Raw genomic sequence first — 13,462 nt, 5'->3', positions numbered from 1 at the left:
GATGAGCGGTAAGTCGCAACTGCTTGACTTATGCTAGGTTTAGATAGCGTGTATCAAATATATATAACCATGGATCGAGTATTGTTTTACTCATCTATGGTCTAATACACATAATCCGTAATCGTAATGGCAGGTGATAAATGTCTAAGCATTTAACCTGACATACGTAGCATTGATAATTAAAACTACAGCAATGTTAAATATTAGTAACATGTTTGTGCCTTAAGACTAACCTATTCTGCTATCAATCACAAATTTTATGGTTAATTATTATAAATAATGATATATAAAACTGACCATTGAAAAGTGTGTTCGACAGATGAGGAAGATATTAAAAAACAAGGTTTGATGGAAGCGGTTAGACAAAGAATGTGTTCAAACATTAGAGTAGAAGAAGATCTATGTATTTTTTAGGAGTCGGAATAACCTGCGTAGTAAGTCACGCGGTTATCACGTAAAAATCCTGCCAAACCCAAGCCATAACGCTCGGCAACACGTACCGCGGTACTGGTCGGTGCAGACATACCAATTAGCCAAGGTATACGACTACGAATGGATTTTTGTACCAGCTCAATCGATAAACGCGAAGTCATTAGCACATAGTCAACCTCTGCCTTATGATGCAACTGCCATCCTATGAGCTTATCGAGGGCGTTATGGCGCCCTACGTCCTCAAATAGGTACAGTTGCTGCTCGTATAGGGTTGCAGCAGCATGAACAGCGCCTGTGAGCTGATGGGTGTGCTGGGCTGCATTGATTTGTGCCTGTATACTCAGTAAATCGTCAAGACTAGGCATCGCTCTACTAAGCAATAGCTTGTTTATCTGATATTTACTTAGATCGGGTAGTGCCTGCGTTAAACCCGTTATGCCGCACATACCGCATCCTGTGCGTCCTGCCAGTTGGCGTTTTTGCGCTTGAATACGTTGATGACAGCGCTGGTTTAAGACTAGCTCGACCACGTATATATCATAGTCTTGCATCTGCTCTGAGAGCTGTTCCAAGCTTATAAGCTCATCAGTCACATTAGAATTAAGAGAGTCTTTATTAGAAGAATTTTGAATGAAAGAATCAGGAGTAAAGTCTTGATAACTTTCATCGTCTGTTAATTGAGTAATATCCCAATCTAGTAATTCATGACTATGCTGAATCAATCCTTCACTATATAAAAAGCCGATGGCAAGGTATTCGAGCTGATAAGGACTTGCCATCAAGACAGCGTAATGAATGCCATTAATCACAATGGCTACAGCTGCCTCAACAGCCAACATTCCTGACTTGGTATCAATATCCAGCGGCGCATTCTTAGCAGCATCTAAAAATGTATCTGATGCATAGCTGTGTTTATATGCCACATGTAGCCGTGATAATGGCGCATCTTTCTTAAAGCTATCTTCTGCAGCCAAGTGAAGTTTGTTTGCCATTGTGAGTGCTTGTTAGCCTGTGTTATTAATAAAATAAAAGTTCTAGTGCCGAGACATCCATCATACGGCAGTTGCCATACTGCTTTGTTCAAGACACTTCAATACCACGGTAACAGACTTATAAGCAGGTGTTCTGGATTCCGGCGCATGACTGTCCAAATCAAGGAGGTCATTACATTCAGGATAATAGGTTGCCACTGCATTCGCTGCAATATCCATCTCTGTCAGTATCAAAGGTCCTAACGTGCGCTCAGCATTTTGACTGTCTTGGCGCGATACCATGATTTGATCGCCTTTTTGCCAACCTAAGCGACTGATTTCATCTGGATGCATAAAGAGCACATCACGACGATCAGTCTGTCGGTAGCGATCTTGGAAGCCGAATATCATGGTGTTAAATTGGTCATGACTACGGACACTGGTTAGTTGCCAGACGTTTTGCTCAGCAGACTGGTTCATATCAAAGGTTTGATTGTTTACTGAATTATTTTGATAATCGGATGTCGTTTGTGCCATTTGCGTGGCAACGTAGGTAATCGGATATTGCGGTACTTCAAATTGTGCTTTGCCACTGTCCGTATTCCAAATCCGATGACGCGCCGAATGATACAGATGAAAACCACGCTCAGCAGCACGAATACGCTGATTGAAATCCTCAAATCCTTCAATCGCTTGCGCAATATAGTCACGAACCACATCAAAGTCAGCGCTCATTGCTTGCCAAGGGATTGAGGACTCAGTTCCAAGTACATGAGTTGCCATATCTGCAATGATTTGCGCTTCGGATTTTAGCGCGTCGCTGATAGGGTTTATGCGTCCTCTGGTCGCCACAACTTGACACATTGAGTCCTCAATGGTGGCAAACTGCTCACCTTTATCAGTGATGAGGCGCTCGGTACGACCGATGCAAGGCAGGATAAGGTTGTTTTTACCCGGATATAACATGGTTTCGTTAAGCTTGGTTGCGACAAAGACATTTAACTGAGTAGTAGTCAGAGCCGCTTGAATCGCACTTTTATCTGGCGCGGCAACTGCATAGTTGCCACCCATACTAACAAAGGCTTTGATGTCGCCTTTTATTAGTGCCTTTGCACCGGCGATGACATCAAGCCCATCTTCTTGTGGCATCGGCTGCTTAAAAACGCGCTCAAGACTATTAAGCAAGCTCTGCTTAGGGCGTTCATGAATACCCATGGTACGATCACCCTGCACGTTTGAGTGTCCACGTACAGGCGATGCGCCTGCACCATCGATACCAATCATACCCATTAGCAGCAGCAAATTGGTAATCATGGCAACATTATCCTCGCCTTGGACATGCTGAGTGATGCCCATGCCCCATGTACAAATCGTTGCTGGACTCTCAGCAACTAACTTTGCGAGCATAATAATCTCTGCTTTACTAATGCCACAGCCAAGCTCTACATCCGTCCAAGATTGCTGACGTAACCAAGCATCCAGAGCGTCATAGCCTGAGGTATGCTGCTCAATAAAATCACTGTTCATTTTACCGTTTTTGGTGAGCCATTTAGCCATGCCAGTTAATAAAGCCGCATCGCCACCGATTTGTATTTGGATAACCTCATCGACCATCTCATCACTTTGACCTGCTGCCATATGGGAGGGTTTTTGTGGGTTTCTAAACTTGCTTAGACCCTGTTCACGCATGGGGTTGATAGAAGTAATTCGGCAGCCTTGCTTATGCGCGTGCGCGAGCATCTCAAGCATACGTGGATGATTGGTTGCAGGATTTTGTCCAAACATTAAAATCAATTTAGCTTGCTCAAAATCTTCCAATATTACGGTTGCTTTACCGATGCCCAGCTGCTTACCGAGCATCACTGACGTTGGCTCATGACACATGTTTGAGCAATCAGGCAAGTTATTAGTGCCAAAACAGCGCACGAATAGTTGAAACATAAAAGCAGGTTCGTTGGTCACCCGTCCTGAGGTATAAAACAGTGCTTCATCTGGCGAATCAAGCTGTTTTAATTGGTCAGCGATAATCTCATAAGCCGCTTGCCAAGAAATCGGCAGATAGCGGTCTTGAGCGGCATCATAATAGAGTGGTTCTGATAAGCGTCCACTGTGTTCAAGCTCATAGCCTGACCAGCCTTGTAACGCTGTGACTGTATTATTAGCAAAAAAAGTTGCGTCTGCTCGTCTGTTCATCGTTTCACTGGCAATGACTTTGATACCGTTTTCACAGACATCGATGGCCTTATTTGACTTGTGATCCGGCCATGCGCAGCCCGGACAATCAAAGCCGTCCTTTGGCTGATTGCTATGTAAGACGCTGATACTGCCGCGCAAAAAAGCCTTGTAATCCATTAAGGTACGCGTAGAGGCAATCAGTGCAGGCCAGCCCGCTGCAGGGTGTATATAAACAGGAATTTTGCGCATGATAAACCTTATAGGCGAGTGCTGATAGATAACGGTCATTTTACTAAGAGCAGATGTATAAACGCTTACTATATAATGGCTAGTGGCAAAGTGGTGCTATCATTACTTATCAATAACAAAAACCTCAAAGCAAATTAGGCGTGGCTGATGAGTAGAGGGCTTTGATATATAAAAAGCGAGCTGATTCAAAAGATATAGTCAATGAAAAGTAATATCGACATATTATGTACTGCTGGTATCAATTTTTCTTGCTTGCTGTGCCTACGCAGACAGAGTCTGCAAAAAAATTGTACCCGCAGTACCGTAGCGTTTTTAGGGTATGTTGACTATAGTGACGTTAGATTCTCAATTGGGAATAACGATCAGCTATTATTTTTATAGTAAACCAAAAGCAAAAAACGCCTACTTCATCGTAGGCGTTTTTTATTTATATTCAAAGGAGTACGTGTTATCGGTTAGCTTAATATTAAGCTGTCATCATCAACTTTCTCGCCGCGCGTTTGCTCAAACATATCGAGTAGATCATGCACAGTCATGCCTTGACGTTTATCACCAGCCACATCTAATACCACTTGACCTTGATGTAGCATGACGGTACGCGTGCCATGAGCGAGCGCTTGCTGCATCGAGTGCGTGACCATCATGGTAGTAAGCTGATTGTCAGTGACAATTTTATCTGTTAGCTCTAACACAAAAGCGGCAGTTTTAGGATCAAGCGCAGCCGTATGCTCATCAAGTAATAGAATCTTAGACGGCTGCAATGATGCCATCAATAGGCTAACTGCTTGGCGCTGACCACCGGATAACAGACCCATGCGGTCAGTCAAACGATTTTCTAAGCCAAGTTTTAAGACCGATAATTTTTCGCGAAATAAGTCACGGTTATTTTGGTTTAGAGCAAAGTTTAAACCACGTTTACCACCACGCTTATAGGCAAGCGCCATGTTTTCTTCAATCGTTAACGCTTCACAAGTTCCCGCCATTGGGTCTTGAAATACACGAGCCACCCAATGAGCACGCTGGTGCGCGGTCTTTTTGGTGACATCAATGCCATTTAGTAAGATTGAGCCACTATCGACGCGAGTGGTACCACTGACCGCGTTTAAAAAGGTCGATTTGCCCGCGCCATTGGTACCGATGACAGTGACAAATTCACCATCAGCGATATTTAAATCGATACCACGTAGGGCAGGGTTTTCAATGGGCGTTCCAGGATTAAAGGTCAACCGCAAATCTGTAGCTTGCATCATAATTATTATTCCTTATGGGTGCACATTGACATTAAGCCCGAACTTTACGACTTAAGAATTTATTTTTAGCTTTTGGCAATACCAATGCCAATACCACGAGTAGGGCAGTAATCAAGTTCAAATCTTGCGGACCAAAGCCGATACTACGTAGCGTATCGCTCGATAGTGCCACTTGAATAAACAGCTTGTATAATACCGCACCGACGACCACCGCAAAAGTAATCAGCCAAATGCGTTTAGCTGGAATAATCGTCTCACCGATGATGACCGCTGCCAAACCAATAACGATAGTACCGATACCAATTGAGATATCTGCGCCACCTTGGGTCTGGACAAAAAGCGCGCCAGCTAATGCAATCAAACCGTTAGAGATTGCCATACCGATGATGGTCATCCATGAGGTATTGATGCCTTGCGCTTGTGCCATGCGTAGGTTAGAGCCTGTTGCCCGCATAGATAAACCGGTTTCAGTACTATAAAACCAATTTAAAAATAACATAGCCAGTAGCACGACAATACCAATAATCAGACAGCGCATCCAATAGCCATTGCCATCATGGACCAAGGTACTAAAGACAGTCGTTTCACCCAACAGCGGCAAGTTTGGCGCACCCATAATACGTAGGTTGATAGAATAGAGCGCAACCATCACCAAGATACTGGCAAGGAGCTGTAATATGCCAAGCTTAACGTGCAACCAAGCAGTAACGATACCGGCAATTGAGCCGGCTAGCATACCAAAGGCGCAAGCAAGCCACGGGTTGACACCGGCGATGATAGAGATACCAGCGACCGCACCACCTAATGGAAAACTACCGTCAGCGGTCAAGTCAGGGAAATCGAGGGTACGAAATGAAATAAGGACGCCAAGCGCCACTAGGCCATAAATCAGACCACTTTCAAGTGCACCAAAAAAAGCAATTAAAGACATAAGAGATCAGTAAGTCATAACCAAGTGTTTAGAGAACCATGAGGTTGAGACGAGTGGCATATATCAGCCATCATCTACAAGCCAAACACTTAGGCGGTGAATTTAACAGATTGTATAATCTGCAGCTAGGGTAAAGCGCAACCGATCACTGTCATAAATGATCATAATCTTTGCTTATTGAAAGCCTTTAAACAACAAGCCCAGCCTACTGACACATAGCTGGGTTTTGTTTGTAGCAATAATTCGCACCAATAAATAGCAAGGTAAAGCTAATGTAGACGATAATGACAGCTTGCGCAATCAACATTATCATCTACTGTTTGTTTTATACTGATTAGGTAAAAGGCAGTTACTCTACCACTTCTTTTGCTTTATCAATAACCGCTTGTGGTAAGGTGATGCCTTGCTCTTTAGCATGTTTTGGGCTGACATATAAGTCAAGAACTTTTGGCGTGTATACGGGAATTGCGCCTGCTTTTTCACCATTTAGGATACGTACAACGATTTTGCCAGTTTCACGACCAAGATCATAGTAGTTGACGCCCAATGCTGCGATGGCACCGCGCTCAACTGAGCTGGTATCCGAGGCAATTAACGGAATCTTACTTTCTTTAGCGGCTTGATATAGTGACTCATAAGCTGAAACCACGTTATTATCCGTTGAGGTATAGATCATATCGACCTTACCTTCTAGGCTACGTGCTGCCATCGCAATATCAGTACTACGCTGGGCAGGGGCTTCATGTACTTTGATGCCAAGTGGCGTCAGTTTTTCTTTTAGATTTTTTAGGATAATCGTTGAGTTAACTTCACCTGGGCTATAAACGTAGCCGACGTTTTTGAGACTAGGAATAATTTGGCGCATCAAGTCGATTTGTGGCTCATAAGGAAGCGCATCAGAACCACCAGTGACATTGGTGCCAGAACCATCAAGTTTTGAGACCAGTTTGGCTTCAACCGGATCAGTAACTGCTGAAAACACTAACGGGATACTGCTAGTTGCAGCAGCGACTGACTGAGCCGATGGCGTACCAATAGCAATGATAACGTCTGAATTGTCGGCGACGAATTGCTTGGCAATCTGACCAGCAGTAGCAGTATTACCTTGAGCACTTTGGAAGTTAACTTTCAGGTTTTCACCATCTTTAAAGCCGGCATCGTTTAGCTCATCGATTACGCCTTTACGTACAGCATCAAGTGCTGGATGCTCAACGATAGCGGTAATAGCAACCGTTTTCATTTCTGTTGTGGTATCGGTGCCCGCAGTACCATCAGTCGCGGTACCTTCTTTAGCTGGCTGATTACAACCAGTCAAAATAGCGGTACATATACCGCCCCATAAAAGAGCTTTGGCAAAACGATTCTGATACAACATGGGTCTTACTCCTGAAAATAATAATGTGTCCGTACATTATATAAAAGATAGATAGAAGGTCTTACGTACTGCGGTTATAAACAGTGTTTGTTATAAATTATAAGATATTTACTGCGTATTCACTCTTATCTACCAGCGATTATTTGCTGGCAGTTTTTACTTTTTCATCAACATTAATAGCATTTTTCAACAGCTCATCTGACAGTACTACACCTTGCGTTTTAGCATGTTTAGGGCTGACGTAGAGTGTCAATTCGTTCATCACTTCAGGCTTAACGGTACTGACCGCCTCGCCATTTAAAATGCGATAAACCATCTTACCTGTCGTACGACCAAAGTCATAATCATTGACACCAAGTGCAGCTGTGGCACCGCGTTGGACACTGAATTCATCAGAGGCAACAATAGGCAGTTTTAGCTCATTGGCAGCTTGTGCCATGGCTTCAAATGCTGAGGCAACATTATTGTCAAACGAGGTATAAATAATATCCGCGCGACCCTGTAAGCTACGTGTCGCCATACCGATATCTGTTGGACGGTTGGCTGGAATATCTAGTAATGATAAGCCACGTGCCGGCAGTGCTTTTTTAAGCGCATCACGCAATGATACCGAGTTGGCTTCACCAGGACTGTATACATAGCCAATGGTTTTGAGGTCAGGCTTGATTTTTTGTAGCAAATCCAGCTGCGGCTCTAATGGCAATTGGCTTGATAATCCGGTCAAATTGCTTTGAAAGGGTTTACCATCTGCAGTGATCAATTTGGCACCCAGTGGGTCTGAGACAGCGGTATATATAATTGGTATGGTGGTGGTTGCAGAGACGATAGATTGTGCCGATGGGGTTGAGATAGCAACGATGGCATCAGGATTATCGCCGACGAACTGCTTAGCAATTTGTCCTGCGGTTGCCGTATTGCCTTGCGCACTTTGAAAGTTAACCTTTAGATTTTGACCTTCGACATAACCGTTGTCCGCCAACTCATCAATAATGCCGCGACGCATATCATCCAATGAGGGATGCTCAACGATTTGAGTGATTGCCAATGTTTTGGCAGGTTTTTGAGCAGTAGTGGTACTGTCATCGGTGGTCGTTATAGTATCTGCAGGTTTAGAGCAGGCTGATAATCCAAGCGCGGCGCTCATCGCAGCACCAAGTAGGCTAAAGCGTAAAGTAGTAGCAAAAATCATTTTATAGTGGCTCGTAGGTTAGAAAGTGCAGGTTACCCGAGTCAATGTTATGTGAATGCTGAGATAACGGGCTAACATCAAAGTAATCAATCCATTGATCATTATGTTCATATTATGACAGTAATGTAACTTATCGCAATAAAAAATTAAAGCGTATTCGTCACCAGTGTTATTAAAGCAAGTATTGACTGTTTTATTTGGCAAAATCATCTTTATTCGGCAAAACTCTGCTTAAAAAACGCACAAACCAGCAATTCAGCGATTACAAAAGCGCTTTATAATGAACGTAAGCTAATTTTTATACGAAAGTTACAGTGAGTCTGAAATCCATATCATTATTAATCATGCTGACCTTAGTGAATGTTCAACAGACTCTACCATCTACTTAATCTTTTTCAAATGAATATTTTAAGGATGACATTATGAACACTACTAATCTTAAGTTATTAACCATCGCTGGCATTACAGCGATCTCATTGATTTCCTTACCTGCTATGGCAAAAGAGGGTCACGGTAATAATCATGGCAAGGGCAAATCTGCGTATGTCGGTAAAGATAAGCATGAACAAGTACAGCTCAAGCAGCATCAGTCAGAAAAATATAAATTTAAAAATGGTTATAGCAGCAATGCCCAGCCTAACATTAATGCTTATCGTCATGCTAACTCAAACGCCTCATTCAAGCGTGATCTCGATCAATACGGTTACAGAGTAGTCGGCAATATTGATAGAGATATTTATGATCGTTCGGTAATTTTAGACCGTTATGATGACCGCTATGTTCGTATTCGCACGCCAGAAAATAAAATTGTGACGGTCGTTAATGATACGTTGCAGATCATTGATATTTTGACCAGATAAACAGCAAGCTTATTTTCTATTCTTTTGAACATAAAAAACGGTCTATTTAGACCGTTTTTTGTTTTGTTCTTTTATTATTACTTGATTAATTTAACGTTTTTAAGCCAGTGAATCACCGATAACGGCTTCATCAGGTAAGGTAATTACCACCAGACCTGTTTTCGGGTCGCCTGACGACAATACCATGCCTTCTGATATGCCAAATTTCATCTTACGCGGTGCCAAATTGGTCACGCAAATAACCTTTTTACCTTGTAATTGCTCAGGCTCATAGAATTTGCGAATACCACTAAAGACGTTGCGAGGTTGTGCTTCACCAACATCTAGTGTGAACTGAAGCAGTTTGTCCGCGCCTTCGACATGGTTGCAAGCGATAACATGAGCGACTTTCATCTCGACTTTGGCAAAGTCCTCGATACCGATATAGTCTGCTTGTTCGGTACTGCTTGGCATTGCTGCAGGCGAGGTATTTTTTGCTGCTGCTTTATCGTCTTGGCTAGCGGTAGGCGCACCTACTTGTGTCAATGAGGCTTTAGAATCTTCAACCATCGCTGCAATATCTTTTTCTTCAATACGCTGCATCAGTGGTTTAAACTTATTAATTTGATGACCAAGCAACCACTCATTACGGCTGGCAAAACTTAAATCATCAATGTTCAAGAATTCTTTAGCATTGGCAGTCAGCTCAGGTAATACAGGCGCAAGATATACCATTAATTGACGGAAGATATTGATTGCTACTGAGCAGACGTCTTGAACTTCTTGCTCTGCGCCTTCAACCTTGGCAAGCGCCCACGGTTTTTTGTCATCGATGTATTCATTGGCTTTATCAGCACACTGCATAATCAGGCGCATGGCACGAGAAAATTCACGGTTTTCATAAGCCGCAGCAATTTCATCGCCCGTCTTGGTGATGTCTTCTAATAGGCTTGGCTCAGCACAGACGTCTGTCAGCATACCATCATACTTTTTGACCAAAAATCCAGCGCTGCGACTGGCGATATTGACTACTTTACCAACGAGATCAGAGTTAACCTTTTGCATAAAGTCTTCTAAATCAAGGTTAATGTCCTCGACTTTGTCAGATAACTTACTCGCAAAGTAATAACGCAAGTACTCAGGATGCAAATGCTCAGCATAAGTGTCGGCTTTAATAAAGGTGCCACGCGACTTACTCATTTTTTCGCCATTGACCATCAAGAAGCCATGAGCAAAGACGCCGGTTGGTGTACGGAGTTCACTACCAGCAAGCATGGCAGGCCAAAATAGCGCATGGAAGTAAACAATATCTTTACCGATGAAGTGATACACTTCGGTTTTATGCTCGTTTTCTTGCGCCCAATAATGGTCAAAGTCTAGAGCCTCTTCTGTACCTGCACGTTTATCACACAAGTTCTGAAAGCTTGCCATATAGCCAACAGGCGCATCTAGCCATACATAGAAGTATTTATCTGGCTCATCGCTTGGCGTGTCTGGAATTTGAAAGCCAAAGTAAGGCGCATCACGCGAGATATCCCAACTGGTCAAGCCGGCATCGAACCACTCTTGTAGCTTATTGGCAACTGAGGTTTGCAAGCGATTATCACTGCGCGTCCAATCCTTTAAAAATTGCTCAAACTCTGGTAAATCAAAGAAATAATGCTTTGAAGTCTTTAGAATAGGCGTCGCATTTGATAACGTAGAGTACGGATTTTTAAGTTCTGTCGCATCATAAGTCGTACCACAAACTTCACAATTATCACCATATTGGTCGGTAGCGGCGCACTCAGGGCAGGTACCTTTAACAAAACGATCGGCTAAAAACAGCTGTTTTTCAGGGTCAAATAGCTGCTCCACATCACGAGTAGAGATATGACCTGCATCTCTAAGGCGGCGATAAATCAGCTCAGAAAATTCTCGATTTTCTTCTGAATGTGTTGAATGATAGTTGTCAAAATTAATCAAGAATTTAGCAAAATCGGCTTCATGAGCAGCTTGCACATTGGCAATTTGCTGTTCTGGTGTTACGCCATTGTCTTCGGCTTTGAGCATGATAGCAGTACCATGAGCATCATCCGCACAGACATAAGTCACCTTATGGCCTTGCGCCTTCATCGATCGTACCCAAATATCAGTTTGGACATACTCTACAAGATGCCCCAAGTGAATGTCTCCATTGGCGTAGGGCAGGGCACTGGTTACTAAAATCTCACGCACTTTCATCACCTATATTCTTATATAAACGGGTTGGTTATCAATAGAAATTGAAAAAGTGTGCCTATGATACCGTAATTCGGCTAAATTTGTGATATTGCTTACGAATTAATATGGTAATAAGCGCTATAGTTGATTCACTTTTAGAAGAGTGCAGCGCTACTGGTATTAATTATTCGTAGACTCTGTCTGCGTAGGCACAGCAAGCAAGAAAAGTTCATACCAGTAGTACGTTATAATAAGTGTAATGTATTTATTGATATTTATGATAAAAGTCCAACATAGTAAATCCTTATAAAGCGCTCATAAAAACCCCGCTAAGCAAAAGCTTAGCGGGGTTTTTGTAGTCAATTTAAAGCAGTAAAACTGCCCCTTTTTTAGATTGAGTTCATTACTGATTCAACCCAATTAAAATGAACCAAACATCGTGCCCAAGGTAATGACAACGACGACAGCAATCAGTGGAATAATCATGGTGACCATTGCTAAGTTTAAGTAGGACTGTTTATGTGTCAGACCACAAATGGCCAACAAGGTAATGACCGCACCACTGTGTGGTAAGGTATCCAAACCGCCTGCTGCCATTACCGCCACTCGGTGCATTAGCTCTGGATCAATACCGGCTGCGACTGCCATTCTTAGATAGTCTTCACCCAAGGTTGATAGTGCGATACTCAAACCACCAGATGATGAGCCAGTAATACCAGCCAGCGTGGTCATAGCGACTGCTTCTGAGATGAGTGGATTGTCTGGCGTTAGATTCAAGATACTATCACGAATGAGAAGAAAGCCTGCTAATGACGCGATAACGGCACCATAACCTACTTCCGACGCAGTGTTAAAGATCGGTAACATCGAGTCATAAGTACCGCGGTTGATGGTTTTTTGTAGGTTGGTCCAATGACCGAGACGCATGACGATTAGCACGATACAAGCTACAACCAATGAAAGGATGATCGACCATAGCCCAAGTGAACCTGCGATATTCAAATCTGGGAACTGAGTCTGTAGGCCACTAAAATCCATCGATGGGAAGATAAAGTAAGTTAGTAAAGCGTTCAAACTGATGACCAGTATCAGAGGAATCATCGCAACGGTGAATGAGGTATGATGAGTACTAAGCAAGTTGGTCTCTGCTGCGCCTCCACCAACACCGCCTACATCGCTCTCATCGTGCTGACCATACCCTTCACCAACGGCATTCGCTTTTCTGGCACGCGATTGCAACCACAACCAACCACAGACAAACATGATCGTACCGCCAATAAGACCTAAAATAGGTGCGGCAAATACGTTGGTATTATAGTAAGGAATCGGAATAGCATTCTGAATGGCAGGCGTGCCAGGTAATGCTGTCATAGTAAAGGTAAACGAACCTAGGGCAATCGCTGCTGGAATCAAGCGCTTAGGAATATCAGCAGCTTTAAACAAGTCTTTGGCGATTGGATAAATAGCAAATGCCACGACAAACAGTGACACACCGCCATAGGTCAAAATACCGCAAACTAAAATAACTGCCAAAATCGCTTTACTAGCACCAAGCTTTTCGACCACCGTTTTGGCAATCGCTGTTGCCGCTCCAGAATCTGCCATCAAACGCCCAAAGAGTGCGCCCAGTAAGAAGATAGGAAAGAATTTGAGTAGGAAGCCACTCAATGCGCCCATAAAGACATCAGTATAAGCAGGAATACTGCTTAAAAAATCACCTGAAAGTAGTACGGCTAAAGCAGCCATAATTGGCGCTAAAATCAGTACGGAATAACCGCGATAAGCAAAGAACATCAAAAGTAATAAAGTAATAATAATCGCAAGTGTGCTAAACATGACCGCCCTCCTT

General features: G+C 43.1%; 9 protein-coding genes. 1 reads left to right on the top strand and 8 read right to left on the bottom strand.

Features of this window, described 5'->3' with window-relative positions; translation table 11 throughout:
* Positions 1-410: 410 nt before the first annotated feature.
* The 6 genes from M0221_RS07870 to M0221_RS07845 all read right to left on the bottom strand — a co-directional run bounded on the left by M0221_RS07870 (position 411) and on the right by M0221_RS07845 (position 8,572).
* Positions 411-1,424: a formate dehydrogenase accessory sulfurtransferase FdhD gene (locus tag M0221_RS07870; protein ID WP_483283479.1), complete on the bottom strand. Its 1,014-nt coding sequence runs from the start codon at positions 1,422-1,424 to the stop codon at positions 411-413.
* A gap of 60 nt (positions 1,425-1,484) precedes the next feature.
* A complete protein-coding gene (locus M0221_RS07865) occupies positions 1,485-3,827 on the bottom strand; it encodes an FdhF/YdeP family oxidoreductase (protein ID WP_483283478.1) in 2,343 nt (780 codons plus the stop codon).
* A 455-nt stretch (positions 3,828-4,282) separates the two neighbouring features.
* Entirely contained in the window at positions 4,283-5,077 is a 795-nt protein-coding gene (locus M0221_RS07860; protein WP_011513927.1) for an ABC transporter ATP-binding protein, read from the bottom strand.
* A 31-nt stretch (positions 5,078-5,108) separates the two neighbouring features.
* Complete coding sequence (locus M0221_RS07855) at positions 5,109-6,008, bottom strand: ABC transporter permease (RefSeq protein ID WP_133104493.1); 900 nt, start codon at positions 6,006-6,008, stop codon at positions 5,109-5,111.
* Between the two features lie 349 nt (positions 6,009-6,357).
* Positions 6,358-7,383, bottom strand: coding sequence for an ABC transporter substrate-binding protein (locus M0221_RS07850; RefSeq protein WP_011513925.1), 1,026 nt, complete (start codon positions 7,381-7,383; stop codon positions 6,358-6,360).
* 139 nt (positions 7,384-7,522) lie between these two features.
* Positions 7,523-8,572, bottom strand: coding sequence for an ABC transporter substrate-binding protein (locus M0221_RS07845; RefSeq protein ID WP_483283477.1), 1,050 nt, complete (start codon positions 8,570-8,572; stop codon positions 7,523-7,525).
* 422 nt (positions 8,573-8,994) lie between these two features.
* On the opposite strand from M0221_RS07845, the gene M0221_RS07840 reads away from it, so the two are divergent.
* Positions 8,995-9,432: a hypothetical protein gene (locus M0221_RS07840; protein WP_133104496.1), complete on the top strand. Its 438-nt coding sequence runs from the start codon at positions 8,995-8,997 to the stop codon at positions 9,430-9,432.
* A gap of 99 nt (positions 9,433-9,531) precedes the next feature.
* Here M0221_RS07840 and metG read toward each other — a convergent pair whose 3' ends face one another.
* On the bottom strand, positions 9,532-11,634 hold the full coding sequence (gene metG, locus M0221_RS07835) for a methionine--tRNA ligase (RefSeq protein WP_483284772.1): 2,103 nt from the start codon (positions 11,632-11,634) through the stop codon (positions 9,532-9,534).
* 399 nt (positions 11,635-12,033) lie between these two features.
* Positions 12,034-13,449, bottom strand: coding sequence for a GntP family permease (locus tag M0221_RS07830; protein WP_149409553.1), 1,416 nt, complete (start codon positions 13,447-13,449; stop codon positions 12,034-12,036).
* Between the last annotated feature and the right edge of the window lie 13 nt (positions 13,450-13,462).

Source organism: Psychrobacter sp. ANT206 (assembly GCF_056880555.1).
The sequence above is the reverse complement of the archived record's forward strand: the minus strand, read 5'-3'. Positions and strand labels throughout refer to the sequence as shown.